Source organism: Pseudomonas sp. c313 (assembly GCF_055407145.1).
On sequence record NZ_JBUZRD010000001.1, the window covers coordinates 403,114 to 425,096 of the forward strand.

The 21,983-nt window shown below is 59.2% G+C and carries 26 protein-coding genes; 13 read left to right on the forward strand and 13 right to left on the reverse strand.

From position 1 onward, the window contains the following. Positions 1–2: 2 nt before the first annotated feature. From ispF to rpoS, 6 genes are all read left to right on the forward strand, one after another. The gene (gene ispF / locus ACZRKZ_RS01920) at positions 3–476 is read left to right on the forward strand and encodes a 2-C-methyl-D-erythritol 2,4-cyclodiphosphate synthase (protein WP_463980555.1); all 474 of its coding nucleotides are present in this window, start codon (positions 3–5) and stop codon (positions 474–476) included. Further along, entirely contained in the window at positions 473–1,531 is a 1,059-nt protein-coding gene (gene truD / locus ACZRKZ_RS01925) for a tRNA pseudouridine(13) synthase TruD (RefSeq protein WP_463980556.1), read from the forward strand. The genes ispF and truD overlap by 4 nt, the downstream gene beginning before the upstream one ends. Further along, positions 1,519–2,268: a 5'/3'-nucleotidase SurE gene (gene surE, locus ACZRKZ_RS01930; protein WP_149413015.1), complete on the forward strand. Its 750-nt coding sequence runs from the start codon at positions 1,519–1,521 to the stop codon at positions 2,266–2,268. The genes truD and surE overlap by 13 nt, the downstream gene beginning before the upstream one ends. 41 nt (positions 2,269–2,309) lie before the next feature. After that, a complete protein-coding gene (locus ACZRKZ_RS01935) occupies positions 2,310–2,945 on the forward strand; it encodes a protein-L-isoaspartate(D-aspartate) O-methyltransferase (protein ID WP_463980869.1) in 636 nt (211 codons plus the stop codon). A gap of 210 nt (positions 2,946–3,155) precedes the next feature. Further along, on the forward strand, positions 3,156–3,992 hold the full coding sequence (locus tag ACZRKZ_RS01940) for a peptidoglycan DD-metalloendopeptidase family protein (RefSeq protein WP_149413072.1): 837 nt from the start codon (positions 3,156–3,158) through the stop codon (positions 3,990–3,992). A gap of 105 nt (positions 3,993–4,097) precedes the next feature. Next, positions 4,098–5,102: an RNA polymerase sigma factor RpoS gene (gene rpoS / locus ACZRKZ_RS01945; RefSeq protein WP_133099393.1), complete on the forward strand. Its 1,005-nt coding sequence runs from the start codon at positions 4,098–4,100 to the stop codon at positions 5,100–5,102. Between the two features lie 259 nt (positions 5,103–5,361). Here rpoS and ACZRKZ_RS01950 read toward each other — a convergent pair whose 3' ends face one another. Beyond that, the gene (locus ACZRKZ_RS01950) at positions 5,362–5,571 is read right to left on the reverse strand and encodes a cold-shock protein (RefSeq protein WP_014336857.1); all 210 of its coding nucleotides are present in this window, start codon (positions 5,569–5,571) and stop codon (positions 5,362–5,364) included. Positions 5,572–5,963: 392 nt separating this feature from the next. Between ACZRKZ_RS01950 and dcd the strand changes: the two genes are divergently transcribed. Beyond that, complete coding sequence (gene dcd / locus ACZRKZ_RS01955; protein WP_133099392.1) at positions 5,964–6,530, forward strand: dCTP deaminase; 567 nt, start codon at positions 5,964–5,966, stop codon at positions 6,528–6,530. Positions 6,531–6,638: 108 nt separating this feature from the next. Beyond that, positions 6,639–6,839, forward strand: coding sequence for a hypothetical protein (locus ACZRKZ_RS01960; RefSeq protein WP_133099391.1), 201 nt, complete (start codon positions 6,639–6,641; stop codon positions 6,837–6,839). Positions 6,840–6,906: 67 nt separating this feature from the next. Here the strand turns inward: ACZRKZ_RS01960 and ACZRKZ_RS01965 are convergent, their stop codons facing one another. From ACZRKZ_RS01965 to ACZRKZ_RS01995, 7 genes are all read right to left on the reverse strand, one after another. Next, on the reverse strand, positions 6,907–7,671 hold the full coding sequence (locus ACZRKZ_RS01965; RefSeq protein ID WP_463968234.1) for an ABC transporter ATP-binding protein: 765 nt from the start codon (positions 7,669–7,671) through the stop codon (positions 6,907–6,909). 15 nt (positions 7,672–7,686) lie between these two features. Then, positions 7,687–8,805 (reverse strand): succinylglutamate desuccinylase/aspartoacylase family protein, encoded by a 1,119-nt coding sequence (locus tag ACZRKZ_RS01970; protein WP_463980557.1) that lies wholly within the window; start codon positions 8,803–8,805, stop codon positions 7,687–7,689. Between the two features lie 8 nt (positions 8,806–8,813). Then, entirely contained in the window at positions 8,814–9,524 is a 711-nt protein-coding gene (locus tag ACZRKZ_RS01975; RefSeq protein ID WP_133099388.1) for an ABC transporter permease, read from the reverse strand. Beyond that, the gene (locus ACZRKZ_RS01980) at positions 9,521–10,249 is read right to left on the reverse strand and encodes an ABC transporter permease subunit (RefSeq protein ID WP_133099387.1); all 729 of its coding nucleotides are present in this window, start codon (positions 10,247–10,249) and stop codon (positions 9,521–9,523) included. The genes ACZRKZ_RS01975 and ACZRKZ_RS01980 overlap by 4 nt, the downstream gene beginning before the upstream one ends. A gap of 58 nt (positions 10,250–10,307) precedes the next feature. Beyond that, positions 10,308–11,090 (reverse strand): transporter substrate-binding domain-containing protein, encoded by a 783-nt coding sequence (locus tag ACZRKZ_RS01985; RefSeq protein WP_463980558.1) that lies wholly within the window; start codon positions 11,088–11,090, stop codon positions 10,308–10,310. 255 nt (positions 11,091–11,345) lie between these two features. Further along, positions 11,346–13,787, reverse strand: coding sequence for a penicillin acylase family protein (locus ACZRKZ_RS01990; protein ID WP_463980559.1), 2,442 nt, complete (start codon positions 13,785–13,787; stop codon positions 11,346–11,348). Positions 13,788–13,918: 131 nt separating this feature from the next. Next, on the reverse strand, positions 13,919–14,563 hold the full coding sequence (locus tag ACZRKZ_RS01995) for a glutathione binding-like protein (protein ID WP_463980560.1): 645 nt from the start codon (positions 14,561–14,563) through the stop codon (positions 13,919–13,921). A 135-nt stretch (positions 14,564–14,698) separates the two neighbouring features. Between ACZRKZ_RS01995 and ACZRKZ_RS02000 the strand changes: the two genes are divergently transcribed. Further along, the gene (locus ACZRKZ_RS02000) at positions 14,699–15,253 is read left to right on the forward strand and encodes a cysteine hydrolase family protein (protein WP_463980870.1); all 555 of its coding nucleotides are present in this window, start codon (positions 14,699–14,701) and stop codon (positions 15,251–15,253) included. Between the two features lie 72 nt (positions 15,254–15,325). On the opposite strand, the gene ACZRKZ_RS02005 is transcribed toward ACZRKZ_RS02000, so the two are convergent. Genes ACZRKZ_RS02005 through ACZRKZ_RS02020 form a run of 4 tightly spaced genes read right to left on the reverse strand, consistent with a single transcriptional unit; the run spans position 15,326 to position 17,022 of the window. Further along, positions 15,326–15,526, reverse strand: coding sequence for an SEC-C metal-binding domain-containing protein (locus tag ACZRKZ_RS02005; protein WP_053254769.1), 201 nt, complete (start codon positions 15,524–15,526; stop codon positions 15,326–15,328). Then, a complete protein-coding gene (locus tag ACZRKZ_RS02010) occupies positions 15,523–16,014 on the reverse strand; it encodes an LEA/WHy family protein (RefSeq protein ID WP_149413025.1) in 492 nt (163 codons plus the stop codon). Before ACZRKZ_RS02010 ends, ACZRKZ_RS02005 begins: the two co-directional genes overlap by 4 nt. Positions 16,015–16,049: 35 nt before the next feature. Further along, a complete protein-coding gene (locus tag ACZRKZ_RS02015; protein WP_463980561.1) occupies positions 16,050–16,520 on the reverse strand; it encodes a YchJ family protein in 471 nt (156 codons plus the stop codon). Positions 16,521–16,524: 4 nt separating this feature from the next. After that, entirely contained in the window at positions 16,525–17,022 is a 498-nt protein-coding gene (locus tag ACZRKZ_RS02020) for a DUF6231 family protein (protein WP_463968242.1), read from the reverse strand. A 191-nt stretch (positions 17,023–17,213) separates the two neighbouring features. Between ACZRKZ_RS02020 and ACZRKZ_RS02025 the strand changes: the two genes are divergently transcribed. The 3 genes from ACZRKZ_RS02025 to ACZRKZ_RS02035 all read left to right on the forward strand — a co-directional run bounded on the left by ACZRKZ_RS02025 (position 17,214) and on the right by ACZRKZ_RS02035 (position 19,118). Next, positions 17,214–17,906, forward strand: coding sequence for a PA1041 family peptidoglycan-binding anchor lipoprotein (locus ACZRKZ_RS02025; RefSeq protein ID WP_463980562.1), 693 nt, complete (start codon positions 17,214–17,216; stop codon positions 17,904–17,906). 167 nt (positions 17,907–18,073) lie between these two features. Further along, positions 18,074–18,367: a DUF1145 domain-containing protein gene (locus ACZRKZ_RS02030; protein WP_463980563.1), complete on the forward strand. Its 294-nt coding sequence runs from the start codon at positions 18,074–18,076 to the stop codon at positions 18,365–18,367. Next, positions 18,360–19,118, forward strand: coding sequence for a collagen-like protein (locus ACZRKZ_RS02035; protein ID WP_463968245.1), 759 nt, complete (start codon positions 18,360–18,362; stop codon positions 19,116–19,118). Before ACZRKZ_RS02030 ends, ACZRKZ_RS02035 begins: the two co-directional genes overlap by 8 nt. Before the next feature lie 80 nt (positions 19,119–19,198). On the opposite strand, the gene ACZRKZ_RS02040 is transcribed toward ACZRKZ_RS02035, so the two are convergent. Further along, entirely contained in the window at positions 19,199–19,663 is a 465-nt protein-coding gene (locus tag ACZRKZ_RS02040; protein WP_463968246.1) for a CopD family protein, read from the reverse strand. A gap of 98 nt (positions 19,664–19,761) precedes the next feature. Between ACZRKZ_RS02040 and dinG the strand changes: the two genes are divergently transcribed. After that, positions 19,762–21,906: an ATP-dependent DNA helicase DinG gene (gene dinG / locus ACZRKZ_RS02045; RefSeq protein WP_133099374.1), complete on the forward strand. Its 2,145-nt coding sequence runs from the start codon at positions 19,762–19,764 to the stop codon at positions 21,904–21,906. Positions 21,907–21,983 lie beyond the last annotated feature (77 nt).

The window sequence follows — 21,983 nt, forward strand, 5'->3', positions numbered from 1 at the left end:
TTATGCGTATTGGCCACGGCTATGATGTGCACCGTTTCGCCGAAGGCGACTTCATCACCCTGGGTGGCGTGCGGATCGCGCACCACCACGGGTTGCTGGCTCATTCCGACGGCGATGTTGTCCTGCACGCCTTGAGCGATGCCTTGCTCGGCGCCGCTGCGCTGGGGGATATCGGCAAGCACTTTCCGGACACCGACCCGCAATTCAAGGGGGCGGACAGTCGTGTGCTGCTGCGCCACGTGGTCGGCCTGATCCATGCCAAGGGCTGGAAGGTCGCCAATGTCGACAGCACCATCATTGCCCAGGCGCCGAAAATGGCCCCGCATATCGAATCGATGCGCGCGCTGATTGCCGCGGATCTTCAAGTTGAGTTGGATCAAGTGAACGTAAAAGCCACCACCACCGAAAAACTCGGGTTTGCCGGTCGCGAAGAGGGCATTGCCGTGCACGCCGTTGCCTTGTTGCAACACGCATGAATGATCTACAACTGCTGGGCCCGCGAGCCTATGGCGATGCCCTGGGCAGCGCAGTACTGAAGGCCACGGCGGAAGACTTCCAGGTGGATGAAGTACTGGATATTCCGCTGACCGGCGAAGGCGAACACCTGTGGTTATGGGTAGAGAAACGCGGCCTGAATACCGAAGAGGCGGCGCGGCGCATTGCCAAGGCGGCAGGTGTGCCGTTGCGCACCGTCAGCTATGCAGGCCTCAAGGATCGCCAGGCGCTGACCCGCCAGTGGTTCAGTGTGCAGCTGCCGGGCAAGGCCGATCCGGACCTGACTGCGGCGGAAAACGACACGCTGAAGATCCTGAAGAGCGCTCGCCACAAGCGCAAGCTGCAACGCGGCGCTCATTCGGCCAACGGTTTCACGTTGCGGCTGACCCAGTTCGTCGGCGATGCCGCCGCTATCGATGCGCGCCTGCAACTGATCGTCCAACAAGGTATCCCCAATTATTTCGGTGCCCAGCGTTTCGGCCATAACGGTGGCAACGTGGTGGATGCCCGCGACTGGGCTGCTCGCAAGGCCTTGCCGGAACAGCGCAACGTGCGTTCACGCCTGCTTTCCACGGCCCGTAGTTTTCTGTTCAACAAAGTGCTGGCGGAGCGGGTAGCCGACGGCTCCTGGCAGCGCGCCCAGGTCGGCGACTTGCTGGCGTTCACTGATAGCCGCAGCTTTTTCCCGGCGGGGGAGGCGGAGTGTAGCGATCCGCGCCTGGCCATCCTTGATTTGCATCCCACCGGTCCGCAATGGGGTGAAGGCGACTCGCCGGCTACCGGTGCCACTCATGACTTGGAGCAGGCGGTGGCCGCCAGCGAAGCGGACCTGCGCGATTGGCTGGTCAATGCTGGCATGAGCCAGGAACGTCGCATTCTGCGACTGCCCATTGGCGGGTTGACGTGGCATTATCCCTCGCTGGACATTCTGCAATTGGAATTCGTCCTGCCGGCCGGATGCTTCGCCACTGTTTTGGTGCGCGAGCTTGTTGATCTGGTGCCGGTGGGGCAGACGGACAGCCCATGCGTATTCTGATATCTAACGACGACGGGGTCACGGCACCCGGCCTTGCCGCGCTTCATGCTGCGCTGGCGGACTACGCCGAGTGCGTGGTGGTTGCCCCGGACCAGGACAAGAGTGGTGCCAGCAGCTCGCTGACGCTCGACCGTCCGTTGCACCCGCAAACGTTAGCCAACGGTTTTATCAGTCTGAACGGAACCCCCACCGATTGCGTGCACCTGGCAATTAATAGTTTGCTGGATCGTGAGCCGGACCTCGTGGTTTCCGGGATCAACCTGGGGGCCAACCTCGGCGATGACGTATTGTATTCCGGCACAGTGGCGGCAGCCCTTGAAGGGCGCTTCCTGGGGCGGACCTCGTTTGCCTTCTCGTTGGCATCCCGCCAGTTGGACAACCTGCCCACGGCTGCCTATTTCGCCCGCAAGCTGGTGGAGGCCCATGATTCCCTGGATCTGCCGCCGCGCACGGTGCTTAACGTCAATATTCCCAACCTGCCCCTGGACCATATTCGCGGCATCCAGCTGACCCGCCTGGGCCATCGTGCCCGAGCGGCAGCACCGCTGAAGGTGACCGATCCTCGTGGCAAGGAAGGCTATTGGATTGCTGCAGCGGGTGATGCCGAGGACGGCGGACCGGGCACTGACTTTCATGCGGTGATGCAGGGTTATGTTTCGATTACTCCATTGCAACTCGATCGCACCTTCAGTGATGCCTTCAGTAGTCTCGATGGCTGGCTGGAGGGGTTGCGCTAATGGCTCGTGAACAAGACGACCTGCTGCGCAGGGGCATCGGCATGACCTCCCAGCGCACCCGCGAGAGGTTGATCCAGCGGCTTTACGAAGAGGGCTTGTCCAACACCCAGGTGCTGGAAGTTATCCGTCGTACTCCGCGGCATTTATTCGTCGATGAAGCCCTGGCACACCGAGCTTATGAAGACACCGCGCTGCCTATTGGCCACAACCAGACTATCTCCCAGCCGTACATGGTTGCGCGGATGAGTGAACTGCTGTTGGCGGCGGGTCCTCTGGACAAGGTGCTGGAGATCGGTACCGGCTCCGGCTACCAGACCGCCGTTCTGTCGCAGTTGGTGGAGCGGGTATTCTCCGTCGAGCGGATCAAGGTGTTGCAGGACCGGGCCAAGGAACGCCTGATGGAATTGAATCTGCGCAACGTAGTCTTTCGCTGGGGCGATGGCTGGGAAGGTTGGCCGGCGCTGGCGCCTTACAACGGCATAATCGTGACGGCGGTTGCGACCGATGTACCCCAGGCATTGCTGGACCAGTTGGCTCCAGGCGGGCGGCTGGTCATTCCCGTGGGATCTGGCGAAGTGCAACAATTGATGTTGATCATTCGCGAGGAAGAGGGCTTTTCCCGGCATGTGCTGGGGGCGGTACGTTTTGTCCCGCTACTTAATGGCCCGCTGGCCTGATCATTTACCTGTACATACTGAATTCTATTGCTGGGTATGTGTCTTACAGCGGGGTCTATTGAGTCAACATAATCGATGCAGCGTATTAAACAGGATGATTTTTTCGTTTCTGTCTTGTTGCCGGTTAAAGCTCAGCAGCCAGTTATACTTGCGGCATATTTCAAGCCTGATACAGGCGTTCATATTCAGCCACCACAAAGGGAGCGGCGGGTGAGTCTCACGGTCATTGCGCAGCGTATGAGTAAAACAAGTTTTCAGCGACTGGTGATTGGCCTTGTCTTGAGTTCCTTATTGGCTGCCTGCTCCAGTACGCCAGGCGGCGGGGCGCGGGTCGTTGATCGCAATAATGCAGTGCCACAAAAGCCGACGGTCACCACCGGGCAATATGTAGTGCGCAAGGGCGATACGATGTTCTCGATTGCCTTCCGTTATGGCTGGGATTACAAGGCTCTCGCAGCCCGTAACAATATCCCTGTGCCATATACGATACATCCAGGTCAGACCATTCGTTTCGACGGGCGTACCGGTTCAACACCGACTGCAGTCGTCACAAAATCAGGCTCATCGCCGTCATCTTCCAGCAGGACGACAGTCATCACTCGGCCTGCAGGCACCGCCACGCCTACGGTGGCGAGCAAACAGGTACTCGCGCCGTTGCCTCCTGCAGGGCCTGCGCCGACCGGTTGGGGATGGCCTTCAAATGGCATTCTTATTGGAAAATTCTCCTCAAACGGTAGTTTGAATAAAGGCATTGATATCGCCGGGGATTTGGGACAGCCTGTTTTAGCTGCGTCAGATGGGACTGTGGTGTACGCCGGGAGTGGTTTACGGGGCTACGGCGAACTTGTCATCATCAAACACAGCGATACCTACGTCAGTGCCTACGGTCATAACCGCAGGCTGTTGGTTCGGGAGGGGCAGCAGGTCAAAGTCGGACAGACAATTGCCGAAATGGGGTCGACTGGGACAGACCGGGTGAAACTGCATTTTGAGATTCGCCGCCAGGGTAAGCCTGTTGATCCACTGCAATTCCTTCCCCGTCGTTGATGTGTTGCCAGCCTGTTTCCTCACGTAGAAGGAACAGGCTCCAGCGTTGCCAAGGATAAAGGCGTCGCTTGAGCTTGAGGTCGAACTCACCAAAGGACTATAACAATGGCTCTCAGTAAAGAAGCGCCGGAGTTTGACATCGACGATGAGGTTCTCCTTATGGAGACTGATGTCGGTACGGATTCGATGTCGAACGAGAGGCCTGCTGTGCCTTCGGTTCGTGCCAAATCCAAAAACTCCTCAGCGTTAAAACAGCATAAATACATTGATTACACCCGGGCGCTCGATGCAACCCAGTTGTATCTCAATGAAATCGGCTTTTCCCCCTTGCTCACCCCCGAAGAAGAAGTCCATTTTGCGCGGTTGTCGCAAAAGGGCGATCCGGCTGGGCGCAAACGCATGATTGAAAGCAACCTGCGCCTGGTGGTGAAAATCGCCCGACGTTACGTCAATCGTGGGCTTTCCCTGTTGGACCTGATCGAAGAGGGCAACCTCGGCTTGATCCGGGCGGTGGAGAAGTTCGACCCTGAGCGGGGTTTCCGCTTTTCGACCTACGCCACGTGGTGGATTCGTCAGACCATCGAACGAGCGATCATGAATCAGACCCGGACCATCCGGTTGCCGATCCATGTGGTCAAGGAGCTCAACGTCTACCTGCGGGCGGCGCGTGAGCTGACACAAAAACTCGATCATGAACCTTCGCCTGAAGAAATCGCCAACCTGCTGGAAAAACCGGTAGGAGAGGTCAAGCGTATGCTGGGTCTCAATGAGCGCGTCTCTTCGGTTGATGTCTCGCTGGGCCCAGACTCGGATAAAACCCTGTTGGATACCCTGACCGATGATCGTCCTACGGATCCTTGTGAGCTGTTGCAGGACGATGATCTTTCTCAAAGCATTGACCAGTGGCTTTCGGAGCTGACGGACAAGCAGCGCGAGGTGGTGATACGCCGCTTCGGGTTGCGCGGCCACGAAAGCAGCACCCTGGAGGATGTTGGCCTGGAGATCGGCCTGACCCGTGAGCGGGTGCGGCAGATCCAGGTGGAGGGCCTCAAGCGCTTGCGTGAGATCCTTGAGAAGAATGGCTTGTCGAGTGAGTCGTTGTTTCAATAGGGACGATGCTTGGCAGCGATGAAAGCGCCCGATGCATGTGAATGCATCGGGCGTTTTGCTTTGTATGCCGTAGATGCTCTGTTCACGGTCAGGCTTTAGCGAGGTTGCGTTGGGGGTGACTTGGTGAGGGTGGCGGTGTGGCCGACGTAGCCTCGCTGGGGCTCGATAACTGCTACGGTGATGTAGGCGCGGGGTCAAATGACAGGCATAAAAAAGCCCCGCTTTTAAGGGCGGGGCTTTTCGACTAAATCAGTACAAGTTAGATAACTTGAACTTCTTCAGCTTGCATGCCTTTCTGGCCGCGGGTAGCGACGAAAGAGACCTGTTGGCCTTCTTTCAGGCTTTTGAAGCCGTCAGATTGGATAGCTTTGAAGTGAACGAACAGGTCGTCACCGGATTGTGGAGTGATGAAGCCGAAGCCTTTTTCATCGTTGAACCACTTAACGGTACCAGTTTGGCGATTAGACATGGTGTATCTCCTTGGACAAAGTTAACTGCGACTCAGGAAAAGCCCTGGCCGAGACTGAGTGCAAAGAGCAGGAAAAATTCTTGGAGATGGTTGGATCGAAATTCAACATATCGTGTAGAGATTCTCAGTGACACAAGCAGCACAGTGGCGCCACCTTAACCCTTTTTCCGGAACGTGCCAATGGTATTTCCGAAGGTTTCTCTAAATTCGTGACTGACGGCGCCCTCTGCAGGGGGGGATCCCCCCTGAATTCAAGGCCCGGGGCCCCTGTGTAAGCCTGGGAGGAATCTGCCAGCCTTAATAAGAAAAATCCCCGGCCCTTTGAACCACGAGGCTGGCCCCGGTAAGATGCTCAACAGAATTTTTCCACCTCGCTATTCAGGACACCCGCCATGAGCATCAAATCGGACAAGTGGATTCGCCGCATGGCGCAAGAGCACGGCATGATCGAGCCCTTCGTAGAGCGTCAGGTGCGCGGCGAAGGCGCCGACCGAGTGATTTCGTACGGGGTTTCCAGCTACGGCTACGACGTGCGCTGCGCCGATGAGTTCAAGGTGTTCACCAACATCAACTCGGCCACCGTTGATCCGAAAAACTTCGACGAAAAGAGCTTCGTCGACGTCAAGAGCGATGTGTGCATCATTCCGCCAAACTCCTTTGCCCTGGCCCGCACCGTCGAGTTCTTCCGCATTCCGCGCAACGTTCTGACCATTTGCCTGGGCAAGAGCACCTATGCGCGCTGCGGCATCATCGTCAACGTGACCCCGCTTGAGCCAGAGTGGGAAGGCCACGTAACCCTGGAATTCTCCAACACCACCACCTTGCCGGCGAAGATCTACGCCAACGAAGGTGTGGCGCAGATGCTGTTTTTCGAATCCGACGAAGAGTGTGAAGTCTCTTACAAGGACCGTGGTGGCAAGTACCAGGGTCAGCGTGGCGTCACTCTGCCGCGCGCCTGATCGAATCGTCTGACATACCAAGGGAATTTGTCAGCGGGCAGGCACTCTATTGGGTGTACTGCCCCGGATCGTGCAAAACGCGCCGGGCCACGCTTGAGGAGTACCCCTATGAAGATCGATCCGCGAATCAGCGCCGAACTTGCCCGGCTTGAACCCAATCAGATTGGCGTTCTGGCCTGGTCCCTGATGGCACATCCCCCGATCAGCGCTGGCGGTATCCCCGGCCAGCCCGATCCTGATTACCCCCAGCCCACTGAACCTGGCGAACCTACCCTTCCGGACGAGCCACCGCCCGCTCCAGTTGCGTGAAGGTGCTCATCGTGCTCTCACGGCCCGCTGAGCGCGTTGCGTGCGTCCAGCCTTGGGGCGGTGGCCGTTATTTCAGATTGCCGCTCAGGAACTGTTGGAGGCGCTCGCTCTTGGGGTTCCCCAGCACTTCTTCCGGTGTGCCTTCCTCTTCCACAAGGCCCTTGTGCAGAAACAGTACTTGGCTCGACACCTTGCGGGCGAAGCTCATTTCGTGGGTCACCATGATCATGGTCCGGCCTTCTTCGGCCAGGCCCTGGATCACCTTCAGCACTTCGCCCACCAGTTCCGGGTCCAGGGCCGAGGTTGGCTCGTCGAACAGCATCACCTCCGGCTCCATCGCCAGGGCGCGGGCGATTGCTACCCGTTGTTGCTGGCCGCCGGAGAGAAACGCCGGATATTGATCGGCGACCCGTGCCGACAGGCCGACCTTGTCCAGATAGCGACGGGCGCGCTCTTCGGCGTCTTTCTTGCTGCAACCCAGCACTCGTCGCGGAGCCATGGTGATGTTTTCTAGGACGCTCATGTGGCTCCACAGATTGAAGTGCTGGAACACCATTGCCAGTCGCGTGCGCAAGCGCTGCAACTCGGCCTCGTCGGCTACGCGCATGCCGTGGCGGTCGTTGACCATGCGAATTTGCTGGCCATCGAGGGTCATGGCGCCATCATTGGGTTGTTCAAGAAAGTTGATGCAGCGTAAAAAGGTGCTTTTGCCCGAACCGCTGGCGCCGATCAGGCTGATCACATCACCGGTCCTGGCCTTGAGCGAGACACCTTTGAGCACTTCGTTGTCGCCATAGCTTTTGTGCAGGCCTTCAACGGTCAATTTGTACATGGGGGCGTGCATCCTTCAAGGCGAAAGTAGATAGCCGCTGCGATAGGCTTGCGTGCCTGCGACATGGGCGATGACCATCCCGGCGGTGGCCATGCGGCGCAGCGAACGGGCGTAAAGCAGGCCGGCATTACGGCAATGAATCGGCGTTACGCGGTCGTGAATGGGGTCGATGATTTCGGCGATAAGCTGACCGGCTTTGAGGTATTCCCCAGGCAGCGCGCTGAATACCAGCAAGCCACCCACAGGCGTCGCCACGGGTTCAACAGCGGCCAGCGGCGTGGCGGGATAGAGCAAGTCCGGCAACGCTGCCGGCTCTCCGGCGATGGCGCCGAACTGAATCAGGTAATCGATGATTGCCTGGCAGTCGAGGCTCGCCAAACCGTGGTTCACATCCCCTTGGCCGCGCAACTCGACAGTCACGGAAAAACTGCCCATGGGAATGTTGAAGCGCTCGCCAAAACGTTGCTGCAACTGCCACCACACCAGGGTGAAACACTCATCGAAGGATTGGCCGCCGGAGTCGGTGGCCAGCAGACAGGCTTCGGCGCCGATATAACGGGCCAACGGCTCGACCTGTGGCCAGGCATCGGGCGTGGTGTACAGGTGGGCCACGGCTTCGAAGTCGCAATGCAGGTCCAGCACCATGTCGGCATCACACGCCAGGCGTTGTAGCTCCAGGCGTTGGGATTGTAGCTGGGTGGCCGGCACCTGCCGGGCAAGGGCCTGGCGCAGGCTGTCGCGGATCAGCTCCTGGTTGAGGTGCGGATCACTGCCCAGCAGGCCTTCGACCTGATTGCCGACTTCTTCACTGAGGTCGACAAACCGGCGATTGAAGTTCTGCCCGCTCTCCAGCTCGTAGCGGCCAAGGGGGATGTCCATCAACACCTGTTCCAGGCCCGCCGGGTTGGCGATCGGCACCAGCACGATTTCACTGTGTAGGCGCCCGGCGGCGGTTAGTTCGGCCAGGCGGGCTTTCAGGTGCCAGACCACCAGCATGCCGGGCAGCTCGTCGGCGTGCAGCGAAGACTGAATGTAGACCTTGCCTTCAGCCTGCTGCGGCCCGAAGTGGAAGCTGTGAATTTGCCGCGCCGTGCCTGGCACCGGCGCCAATAGTTCATGAATCAGATGACGCATGCTGTCTCCTAGTGGCTGGGGCCGAGAAAGGCCAGCCAGCGACGCTCCGCCAGACGAAACAGACCGACCAGGGCAAAGGTTACGGTCAGGTAGATCAGCGCAGCGATACCAAATGATTGAAAGGTGAGAAAGGTTGCCGAGTTGGCATCACGGGCGACTTTAAGCACGTCCGGGATCGTCGCGGTAAAGGCCACCGTCGTCGAGTGCAGCATAAGGATCACTTCATTACTGTAGTACGGCAATGAACGGCGTAGTGCCGAGGGCATGATCACGTAGGCATACAGTTTCCAGCCGCTCAAGCCATAGGCTTTTGCCGCCTCGACTTCGCCGTGGGCCATGCTGCGGATCGCCCCGGCAAAAATCTCCGTGGTGTAGGCGCAGGTGTTGAGGGCGAAGGCGAGGATGGTGCAGTTCATGGCATCGCGAAAAAACGCATCCAGCACCGGTTGGGCGCGAATCGCGGCGATGCTGTAGATGCCGGTGTAGCAAATCAGCAGTTGGATATAGAGCGGAGTACCCCGGAACAGATAGGTGTAGAACTGCACCGGCCAGCGCACCCAGCGCGTTGGCGAAACCCGGGCGATAGACAGCGGGATCGACACCAGGAAACCGATGAAGATCGAGGCACTGAGCAGCCACATGGTCATGGCCAGGCCGGTGATGTGGTAGCCGTCGCTGTAAAGGAAGGGCCGCCAGTATTCCTGCAGGAGCTCAATCATCGTAGCGCCTCCCGGGAGCCTGCGGAGTAGCGGCGTTCCAGGCGGCGCAGGACGAAGTTGGAGGCGCTGGTGATCAACAGGTAGATCAACGCGGCGATCACCAGGAAGTAGAACAACTGATAGGTGCTCTTGCCGGCATCCTGGGCGGCCTTTACCAGGTCGGCCAGGCCGATGATCGACACCAGCGCCGTCGCCTTGAGCATCACCATCCAGTTATTGCCGATGCCTGGCAGGGCAAAGCGCATCATCTGCGGGAAGGTCACGTAGCGAAAGCGTTGCCCGCGCTTGAGGCCATAAGCGGTGGCGGCTTCCAGCTGGCCACGGGGCACGGCGAGGATCGCCCCGCGAAAGGTCTCGGTAAAGTAGGCGCCGTAGATAAAACCCAGGGTGATGACCCCGGCGCTGAACGGGTTGATCTCGATGTATTCCCATTCCATGAAGTCGGTGAAGCTGGTCAGCCAGGTTTGCAGGCTGTAGAAAATCAGCAGCATCAGCACCAGGTCCGGCACACCACGAATGAGCGTGGTGTAGAGCTGGGCGGGGATGCGCAGGAACGGCAGGCTGGACAATTTGGCGCTGGCTCCGAGCAGACCCAGCAATACGCTGACGGCCAGGGACAGCACCGATAACTTGATGGTCATCCAGGTGCCTTGCAGCAAGAGCGGGCCGAAACCCTTCAAACTGAAAGCACTCAGGCCGAGGGTCTGCAACAGGTCTTCAAACATCGATCACGGCCTATGGCGAGGTAAAAAAGCGCCCATCGTGAAGATGAGCGCCCGGGCATTATTTGCCGCTGAACAGGTTCAGATCGCCAAAGTGTTTCTTCTGGATAGTGGCGTAGGTGCCATCATCGTGTAACGCTTTGATACCTTTATCCAAAAGTGCCTTCAGGTCTTTGTTACCTTTGGAGATGCCGACGGCAGTCTTGGCCGGCAGCAATTCGCTGTCCACAGGCTTGCTGACTTCGTAGTCAACGCCTTGTGGCGATTTCAAAAAGCCCAGTTCGGCTTGCAGCATGTCCTGGATCGACGCGTCGAGACGGCCCGACATCAAGTCGGCGTAGACCTGATCCTGATTCTGATAGGCCTGGGTTTTCACACCAGCCTTGTCCAGCACGGCCTTGGCGTACGCTTCCTGAATGGTGCCTTGCTCGTAGCCAACGGTTTTGCCCTTGAGGGACGTGATGACTTCGCTCAGGCCGGAACCTTTCTTGAACACGTAGGACGTCGGGCCGGAAAACAGCTCGCTGGAGAAGTCGATGACCTTCTCGCGGGCCGGGGTCACGGTCATGGACGAAATCACGCCGTCGAACTTGTTGGCTTTCAGGCCTGGGATCATGCCGTCGAAGTCACTCTCGACCCACTTGCACTTGACCTTAAGCTCCGCGCAGATGGCATTGCCCAGGTCGATATCGAAGCCCACCAGGCTGCCGTCAGCCGCTTTGGATTCGAACGGTGCGTAGGACGGATCGACACCAAAACGCAATTCCTTGTATTCCTTGGCCAAGGCAGAACCTGCGGCCATGCACAGAGCCAGTGCAGAAAGGGTCAGCAATGCTTTTTTCATTATGTAATCCCTGGGAATCAAGATAAGCGCATGTGGCGCGTTTAGGACTGTTACTGAACGGTGTCAGACGTAACGCAAGTAGCAATTTCTGCACCATAGTTCCGAATGGTCGTTTTAAAAGGTGGGATTACAGGTGGTGCGATGCAGGAAATGCCCGATTTCGGGCACTGGGAAGTGGGCGCGCTTATTTGGTGCTGTGTCCAGCGCTGACGTTTAGTTATCGTTCCCACGGGCGTGGGAACGATAGGTTAGGGATTACTTGCCGGGCACCAGGGTCAACCTGGTTTTGCCATACACCTTGTCAAAGTTCTGCGGTTGCATCGGGAAGCTCAGGTATTGCGCCTTGAGCCACGTGTCGATGCCGTTGGCATAGTTCGCGCTGGCGGGGTTGCCGGATTGGCCGATGCCGCTTTGGCCCATCATCGGTTCCATCTGGCCGAAGTCGACGATCATGCGCAGCGTCGGCACCTGTGTGGTGTCGAAATTTTGCCCCCAACTGTAGGGTGCCGCGTTCAGGGTGTTGTGATCACCGCCTGCCGCCAGTGGGCCGCGAACCGTCTGGCCGCTGGTGTTCTTCCAGGTGTAGCTGTGGAGTTTGCCCCACTGCCAGGCTTTGTGATCGCCGCCCAATTGGCTGTCGCCCGCAGTAATTGCGGCGGCCAGGCTGCGGGCGAGGATTGCCGGCTTGTCTTCTTTTTGCGGGGTGTGCGCGTCATCCCAGAACGGGCTGTCTTCGCGGCCTAACAGGTGATCGGCCTGGGCCGAGTAGGACAGGTTGGCGTTGCTGACAAAGGCTTTCCAGGTGGCACTGGTCTGCGGGCCCAGTTCGTCGAGGAAGATCTGCTTGGTGCTTTCCTGCAAGAACAGCTCGTAAATCGCCGCATCGGTGGACGTCGGTGCCAGGCGGCCGTCGAACGCCATCAAGCGGTCCAGGGCTTCCCGCGCTTTGGCTCGTTCGGCGGCGGGCAGGGCGTCGATGGCCTGTTTTAGCGGCTGGGCCATGCCTGGCGCCAGGAACATGGTTTTCAGTTTGGCGGCGAAGGTGGTGGTTTGGTCGTACTGCATGGCGATTACGCTGCGGCTATCGTGCTTGCCGCTGCCTGCCAGTTGCGCAAGCCGTTCGCTGCGTTCCGGAGCAGCCCAGGAGTTGGACAGCTGCATGCCATAACCGTGCGGGATGGTGCGCTGGTTGGCGGTGCCGACCCAGCCTTGTGGCGGGTCTTGATCGTAAGGGTGCAGCATCGCATCGGCGTAACCGTCCCAGTCAAAACGTGCGTCCCAACCCGGCGATGGCACCAGGCCTTCGCCTTCACGGCGGTTGGGGAAGCGGCCGGTGACTTGCCAACCGATATTGCTGGCGTCGGCAAAGACCATGTTCAGGGCGATGGCGCGAATCTCGCGGCTGGCGTCCGAGGCTTTCTCTACGGTCTGCGCCCTGGACAGGTCGAAGAACGCGTCCAGGCTCTTGTCGTCCTTGAAGTCGGCAGTTTGTAAAGCCAGGCCATAACCGCTGGTCAGGGATTGGGTGCTGTTGAGCAGCGGTCCGTGGCGGGTCTCGTACACCGCTTCGCGAAGTGGCTTCTGGCCTTTGGCGAAGAAAGTTTCGTTGCGCACGATGGCTGGCAGCCATTTGCCATCGTTCTCGTAGTACAGCGCGCTACCCTGGCGTTTGACCTTTTCCAGGAATAGGTCTTGGGTGTCGCCGGAAACCTGGCTCATGCTCCAGGCTACCTTGCCGTTGAAGCCGGAGAGCAAGGTTGGGATACCGGCAATCGAGACACCGGCGGCCTGGTATTTTGGTGCGCGGATTTGCACGTAGTTCCACAGCGACGGCGCCTGCAGCGGTGTCGATAGGTCATTGGCCAACAAGCTTCTGCCACTGCGGCTGCGTTGTGGGGCGATGGCCCAGTTGCTGGAGCTGGAAACCCCGAGGGTATTGAGCGTGCCCAGGTGCTCGGTGATGCTGTTCAGCGCCGCCAAGCCAGGAATCTGGCTGAGGTTGATGCCCTTGAGCTTGTCGGATTCAGCCGACGGCAGCGGTTCATCCGGGTAGCTCGGTGTCAGCCAGGCGAGCTTGTCGGCACCGACTTTTTGCGCGAGCACCAGGGCCGACAATTCTTCCTGCAGGTTGGCCGATTCGCTGAAATTCAGCAGGCAAAACAGCAGCGCTGAGTCTTCCGGCTTCCAGTATTCAGGCTTGTAGCCGGTCTGGGCCAGGTCTGCCGGCAGCTTGTCACGGTAGCGGAACAGGTAGGCGTTGACCCCGCGGGCATAGACTTCAAAGAAGCGCTTCAGCCGAGGCGACGAAGCGCTGTAAAGCTCGCCGGCGCTTTTCTTCAGGTTGACTGCCCGCATGAAGCGGTCGATATCCAGCACATCCGGCCCGGACATTTCCGCCAGACGGCCCTGGGCCAACAGGCGCAGGGTGACCATCTGGTTGATGCGGTCGCTGGCGTGTACATAGCCGAGGGTAAACAGCGCGTCATGGAAGGTGCTGCTTTCGATCAGCGGCATGCCTTGGCTGTTGCGGCGCACGGAAACGTTTTGCGCCAGGCCCTTGAGGGGCTGTACGCCGGAAACGGGGGGCAAAGTGTCCTGGGTGCTCAGTGACTGGCAACCGGCCAGGCCCAAGACACTGGCCACTGCCGCGGCAACGCCGAACCGGGGAAGAAAATGTGAGAGGGCTGGCGAGGCCATGGCAAAGCTCCTGCGGGGGTAGCGTCAGTAAAGGCGCTACGTTAGTGAGCGCGGTGAAACGACGCAAGCGGGAGGCGGTGCTTATTTTCAAGGGATCACTCCCACATAGGGCGTGGGAGTGCTCTGGGGACTCAAGACTTTGGCGGATTGACCTTTGCCACCAGTTCATACGCCCGCACCGTCGCCGGACGCTCCTTGATGTGGTTGAACCAGCGCTCTACATGGGGGAAGTCTTCCAGCTTCTGGCTCTGCCATTTGTGGGACACGATCCACGGGTAGATTGCCATGTCGGCGATGCTGTATTCCTCGCCCGCCACAAACTTGCGATCTGCCAGGCGGCGGTCGAGCACGCCATACAGTCGAGCGGTTTCGTCGACATAGCGTTTGATCGCGTAAGGGATTTTTTCCGGGGCGAACTGGCTGAAATGGTGGTTCTGCCCAGCCATCGGGCCCAAGCCACCCATTTGCCAGAACAGCCACTGCAGGGCTTCCTGACGACCGCGCAGGTCCTGGGGAATGAACTGGCCGGTTTTTTCTGCGAGGTACAGCAGGATGGCGCCGGATTCAAAGAGGGAGATGGGAGCGCCGCCGTCGGTCGGGTGCTGATCGACGATGGCCGGTATACGGTTGTTGGGAGCGACTTTCAGGAAGTCAGGCTTGAACTGGTCGCCCTGGCCAATGTTGATCGGATGCACCTCGTAAGGCAGACCGGCTTCTTCCAGGAACAACGAAACCTTGTGACCGTTGGGGGTGGTCCAGTAATACAGGTCGATCATGAAGCTCTCCAGGAGTGGTAATGCTTGAGTGGATAGCCAACAGATGAGAGGACTGTTTTACGCCCGATGACTTGCCTGTAGGAATAGGTGATGTTCAAGTGGCGAAAATTCAATGGAACATTTGGATCTATCGATATGGAAATCCGGCACGGCGCAGCGTTGATCCTGATTGATCAACAAAAAGGCATTCATCATCCCAAGCTGGGGCGGCGCAATAATCCCGACGCAGAGGAGCGCATGCTCGCGCTACTGGCCCAGTGGCGCAGTAACGGTTGGCCGGTGATTCATGTTCAGCATTTGTCCCACTCGCCGGACTCGGTGTTCTGGCCGGAGCAGTCGGGGGTGGAGTTTCAGGACGCGTTTATTGCGCAGGCGGGCGAACAACTGATCCAGAAGCGGGTTCCGGATGCGTTTTGCGGTACGGCGCTGGAGGCGACATTGCACGGCTCTGGAATCAGGCAAGTGGTGCTGGTGGGCGTAGCTACCCACAACTCGGTGGAAGCTACTGCTCGTAGTTCCGGCAACCTTGGGTTTGAGACTTGGGTGGTTGAAGACGCCTGCTACACCTTCGACAAGGCGGACTTTTATGGGCAAATGCACTCGGCTGAGACGGTGCATGCCATGTCCTTGGGTAACCTGCATGGCGAATACGCCACGGTTATTTCGTCGAAGCAGGTGTTGACTACCTAGCGTTGTAAACACTGACCTTGTGGCGAGGGAGTAAGCTCTCTCGCCACAGAACGCGCTCTTACTACACTCGCATCAAGCGCCGTGGCACTTCTTGAATTTCTTTGCACTGCCGCACGGGCAAGGATCGTTGCGACCCACGTCCTTCAAGGTGTTGCGCACTGGCTCCTGGTGAGCGTGGCCGCAGTTCGGGCCGTGGACATGGCCGTGGTCGTGATCATGGTGATCGTGATCGTGGTTGCAGTCAGGACCATGGACATGGGGTTGCTGAGTCATTGATGTCGCTCCGGAATAAAATCGCCGGGGATTATCTCGCCATTGCGCAGCACGTGCACGTCGTTACCGATGAATAATCCGGTTTTCAGTTCGCCTTCCAGCCGATAGGGGATGGGTTGGTCGGGGTTTTTCAGCATCTCGACCACCTGACGCACCTGCGGCCACAGGTTGGTGCGCACGGATATCTTGAAAAACCCCCGGCTGTGAGGCGCCACGGTGAACCACTCATTGGACTCGCCTTCGGTCAGCACAATATCGTCCAGGGTGATCTTGTAGATCAGCCCGCGCACGGTCAGGTCCGAGTCGTTACGGTTGTCGACGCGAAAGTGCAGCTTGAATTTCTGTTCCAACAACTTGGCCCGGACCACTTCTACCTTGACCAGGTGCACCTGCGGCGCGGGAGCATCGTCGGCGAACCAGGAAGCGCAGCCCGACAGCCCGAGGGTTAATGTCAGCAGAAGGCTGTAAGTCCGTAAGTGGTTAACCATGCGTTGTCCCTGTAGAGCGAGGGGGATGCCTGCTGTTATAGATAGCTGGAACAGCACTTCTTGAATTTTTGCCCACTGCCGCACAGGCAGTTGTCATTGCGCCCAGCCTTGACCTGTACCGTCGGGTCAATGAAGTACCAGCGCCCATCGTTTTGTACGAAGGAGGACCTTTCGCGGTGGCTGTGTTCGCCGGTGCTGTCATGCCAGCGCGCTATGAAGGTGACGAAGGCGTGCTCTGGCTGCCCACCGAACACTTCCGAGCTTTCCACCTCCAGCCCCAGCCAAGTGCTTTGGGTACTCCAGGCGCTGATTGCTTCGCGATCCAGTCCGCTCTGTTGCGCCGGTAAAGTGGTCGCTAGTAGATAGTCCACCAGGCCCAGCACATAGGCGCTGTAGCGCGAGCGCATCAGCGCTGTGGCACCGGGCGCTGGGTGGCCGGCGTGGTAATGGCCGCAGCAGGCATCCAGCAGGTTGCCGCTGCCGCAGGGGCAAATGGATGTACTCATCGGGTTACCACCAATACTTTCCGAAGTTTTGCGGGTTGGCCCAGAAGCGGGCATTGAGCCAGTCCGGCACCTGTTTATAGTCAAGCAGATCATAGGTAAACAGCGTCAGTATCTGGTCGTCGCGCTGGAAACCCTCACTGGCTTGCAGGGCCAGCGAGAAAAAGTCGGTCTCTTTCCAGTCGCAGGCGCCCAGGTCCGCAAGCACGGCGATGCGGCTGGCGTTCAAGTTGCGGATGCCGCCCAGCAGTTCCAGGCCCTCCCGTTTTGACAGGTGCTCCAGGCAGTCGACCACCAGCGCCAAGTCAAACCGCTGTGCTGCGAGTGCTGCCGGCAAAGGTCCAGGCTCGGCAAAGGATACGACGGTATTGGGATGTGCCTCCTTGAACGCATCAAGCGCCGGAAACTGGCTGGCACCCAGCAGCAACAGGCGTTTTGGCCCATGAAGGTCAAGCAAGGCGGCCAAGGCTTGCTGGGGTGTACGGGAAGAAATACCGGCGCTCATCGAAGATCCTCAAATCAGAACCGTAGAGACTAGCCTGCCTGAGCGTGCGGGCCTAGAGCGGGCGGTGGGATTTAGTCAGGAGAAAGCAGCTGCGGCCAATGAATACGGGGGGATTGCATGCTGGCGCAGATTAAAGGGGCCGTCTTTACTCCACCCATCGGCTCTCGGCCGATCCCCTCAGGAGAAATCAGATGAGCATCATGCGGACAGCTCTACCCTTGGTTCTGCTAACCGGAGTATTGACAGGTTGCGCAGGCTTGCAAAAAACCGATTGGCCCACCTGCGCTGCGCTCGGCGGTGTGACCGGTGCCGCTCTCGGCGCGACCGAAAGCGCCTCATGGGCTGGCGGTGGCGCGTTGTTGATCGGCGGCATGGCCGGCGCTTATTGCTGGGTCCATGGCGACGGTGACGAAGACGGCGACGGCGTGCCGGACAGCCGCGACAAGTGCCCAGGCACCCCCAAAGGCGTACAGGTCGACGCCGATGGCTGCCCACCTGTGCCGGTAGCAATGGTCGAGGAAGTGGTGGTGGTCAAGGAAGAAACCATCGTGATTCGTGACGTTCACTTCCAATTCGACTCGGCCAAGCTCACGGCGGCGGACAAAACCAAGCTCGACACCATCGCCACGCGCCTGAAACAGGAAGCCCCGAGCGCACAACTGCGAGTCAGCGGCCATACCGACAGCGTCGGCAAAGATGCCTATAACCAGAGACTCTCGGAAAAACGCGCCCATTCGGTGACTGATTACCTGGTCAGCTCAGGTGTGCCGCGCAGCAACTTCGTGTCGGTGACAGGTTCCGGTGAAAGTCATCCGGTGGCCGACAACAAAACGGTCGACGGCCGTGCCTTGAACCGTCGGGTGGAAATCCAGATCAATCGCTAGATAGCGTATATGCCCCTGTGGGGTCCACAGGGGCATTGCTGGCGATCCTCGTCGAACCTGCGGCCAAACCAGGCCCTTCATCAATTTTTTTAATCCTTCACTGGCAAATCGCCCGCGTAAGTCGTTACTGTGCCCCCAAAGAATAATGTGCAAGGGGAGCATGCGGGATGAAGGTGTTTTGGGGGCTGGGGAAGTTTTTAACGTTGCTGTTTTGGGTGGTCGTGGTAGTCAACCTGTTCAAGCCACTGATCAATCCGTTTCACCTGTTGGTCAATCTGGCCGGCAGCCTGTTGTTGCTGACCCATCTGCTGGAGTTGCTGTTATTCAACGCCAGCGTGAAAAATCGTGCCCATCCTTGGCGTGACCGCTTGCAGATTCTGCTGGTGGGTATGTTCCATGTGCAGAGCCTTTCAGCGCCTGCACCTGTCGATGAAGTGAACAAGGAGGCCAATCATGCGTAAGGTTTTTTTGCTGGCCCTGCTCGTTAGTCCCATCGCTTTGGCCCAGAGCGTCAGCGTCGACACCAACACGTTGATGCGCCTGCCCAACAGCACCAGTGTCTTGCAACTGGAGCGCCTGGACGTGGCCGACTACGGCACATTGTTAATTCCGGCCACTATCTCTCAGGTCAGCATCGATGAATTGCACCTGGGCCGCGAAGCACGGATCGCCATCGTGCCCAGCGCATCTGGCCTTCAATTGCAGGTGCGTCATGCACAACTGGAGCATGGCAGCCAGATTACTTCCCGTGGTGCGCCCGGTACTCACGAGAAGCCTGCCAAGCCAGGGCGAGACCTGAGCTTGCGTATCAATTCCCTGAATGCCGACGAATTGTCGGTGGATGCCCGTGGCGGCGCCGGATCTCAAGGCTATGCGGGCCTTGACGGCGCCAATGGCGAAGACCCCGGTTGCACCTGGGGTTCGGCTGGACGCGGTGCCAATGGTGACAACGGTGGCGACGGGCTGCCGGGCGCGGCGGGTGCAGTAGTCAGGGTCGAACTGCCCCAGGATTACCCAAGCACCAAGATCAAGGTGTGGGTTGACGGTGGCGCGGGCGGCTTGCCGGGCCTGGCCGGCAAGCCTGGCAAGGGCGGGCAGTCCAAGGGTTGCCTGGTGTACCGCGCTGATGGCGGCGATAAGGGGCGGCCGGGGCTCGAAGGGCAGCCGGGTGTTCAGGGGCCTGCGGGCTCCGTAACGGTCCAGCGGTTATAGGGGAAGGGCAGCTTCAAGCCACAAGTTTCAAGCTGAAAGTACAAGGCTTGCAGCTTGAGGCTTGAAACGGGTGACTGTTGTTAAAACATCGGTCGTGCCGAAGCCACTGCCACCAGCACCAACCCGACAATCAGATTGATCCCCACCAACTTACGGATTTTTCCCAGCGCAGCCGCTCCAGCTGGCCAATCCTCCGTTGCCACTGCTGTGCGTAGTTCAGGCAATTGCAGCGCCTGGATGCGGATAAACAGCGCCGTCATCACCACGTACAAGCCCATCATGACCTGCACATAACGCGGTGCGGTCTCAAAACCGTTGAAGCGCAGTTGCAACAGGCCGACACCGCTGATCGGCAACAGCAGCACCGCCACCCAGACCCACACGAAAAAACGTTGAAACACATTTACCCACAGTTTCAGCCGGGCAGGGCCATCAAGCGCGGCCATGGCGGCCGGGCGCAGGATCATCCAGGCGAAAAACATGCCGCCGACCCAGACCAGGGCGGCCAGAACATGCAGGGTGTAAGCAAGGCTAAAGACGGTCATTGAGGTACTCCGTTCTGCGCGGGATTAATTAGCGGGGTATGATAGCGGCCGATCCGAACCACTGAAAATTTATCCAGCGTTTTTGCGCCCGACTATCCATGATCAGCACTGAACTCAAAACCACGATCCAGGGCGCCTACTCGCGTTTTCTCGAAGCCAAGAGCTTGAAGCCGCGGTACGGCCAGCGCCTGATGATCGCTGAAATCGCCAAGGTCCTCGGGGATATCGACACCGACGATGAAGGCCGGCGCAGTGGCGACCCGGCGGTGGTGGCTGTCGAAGCCGGCACCGGTACCGGCAAGACCGTGGCCTACAGCCTGGCCGCGATCCCCACCGCCAAGGCCGCCGGCAAGCGCCTGGTGATTGCCACCGCTACCGTGGCCCTGCAGGAACAGATCGTCTACAAAGACCTGCCGGACCTGATGCGCAACAGCGGGCTGAACTTCACCTTCGCCCTGGCCAAGGGCCGTGGCCGCTATATGTGTTTGTCCAAGCTCGACGTGCTGTTGCAGGAAGGCCATGCGCAAACCGCCACGGCATCCCTGTTCGAAGAAGAAGGCTTCAAGATCGAGGTGGATGAGGCCAGCCAGAAGCTGTTCACCAGCATGATCGAGAAACTGGCGGGCAACAAATGGGACGGTGACCGCGACAACTGGCCCACCGCCCTGGAAGACGCCGACTGGGCGCGCCTGACCACCGATCACAGCCAATGCACCAATCGCCATTGCCCCAACTTCGGCCAGTGCGCCTTCTACAAGGCCCGAGAAGGCATGGGCAAGGTTGATGTTATCGTCACCAACCACGATATGGTCCTTGCCGACCTGGCCCTGGGCGGCGGCGCCGTGCTGCCGGACCCCCGCGACACGCTCTACGTGTTCGACGAAGGCCATCACCTACCGGACAAGGCCATCGGCCACTTTGCCCACTACACCCGTTTGCGCTCCACCGCCGACTGGCTGGAAACCACCGCGAAGAACCTCACCAAGTTGCTGGCCCAGCACCCGCTGCCCGGTGACCTGGGCAAGTTGATCGAGCAGGTTCCGGAGCTGGCGCGGGAGATCAAGACCCAGCAACAGTTCATGTTCAGCGCCTGCGAGCAGGTGGCAGACTTCAAGCCCGGTGAAGACGTCGAAGGCCGCGAGCGCCCGCGTCACCGTTTCGTTGGTGGGATGATTCCCGAGCACATGCGCGAAATGGGTATCGAACTGAAGAAGGGCTTTTCCCGCCTGACTGACCTGTTTACCCGTCTCACCGACTTGCTCAAGGAAGGCATGGACGGCGAGGTCAACATTGGCATCGCCAGCAACCAGGCCGAAGAGTGGTATCCGTTGTTCGGCAGCTTGCTGTCCCGTTCCCAGGGCAACTGGGAGTTGTGGACCGCGTTTACCGTCGAAGACCCGGAAGACAACCCGCCCATGGCGCGTTGGCTGACCCTGTCGGAAAGCGGTGCGCTGTTCGACATCGAGGTCAACGCCAGCCCGATCCTCGCGGCGGAAATGCTGCGACGCAATCTGTGGAACGTTGCCTATGGGGCCTTGGTTACCTCGGCGACGCTGACGGCCCTGGGCACTTTCGACCGTTTCCGCATGCGCGCCGGCCTGCCGAAAAAAGCCGTCACGGCCGTGGTGCCGAGCCCGTTCCATCACGCCGATGCCGGTGTGTTGCGGGTGCCCGACCTCAAGGCCGACCCACGGGACGCGCCGGCCCACACGGCAGCGATCATCCGTGACCTGCCGTCGCTGGTGGAGGGTTCCCGTGGCACCCTGGTGTTGTTCTCGTCGCGTAAACAGATGCAAGACGTGTTCGATGGCCTGGACCGTGATTGGCGCAAGCAAGTGTTTATCCAGGGTAACCTGTCGAAACAGGAAACCCTGAACAAGCACAAGGCACGGGTCGATGGCGGGGATTCCAGCGTGCTGTTCGGCCTGGCCAGTTTTGCCGAGGGCGTGGACTTGCCCGGCGCGTATTGTGAGCACGTAGTGATCGCCAAGATCCCGTTCTCGGTGCCGGATGATCCCGTCGAAGCAGCGCTCGCCGAATGGATCGAAGCCCGGGGCGGCAACCCGTTCATGGAAATTTCGGTGCCGGACGCTTCCTTGAAGCTGGTCCAGGCCTGCGGCCGCTTGCTGCGGACCGAAGAAGACCGGGGCACCATCACCTTGCTCGACCGCCGCTTGGTCACCCAGCGCTACGGCAAAGCAATCCTCAATGCCTTGCCGCCGTTCAGGCGCGAAATATCTTGAACCACCGTGGGCGGAATCGCCCACTTCGTGGTCTATCTCACTGTCACTGATTCACATCATCAGGCCATTCACCGGCC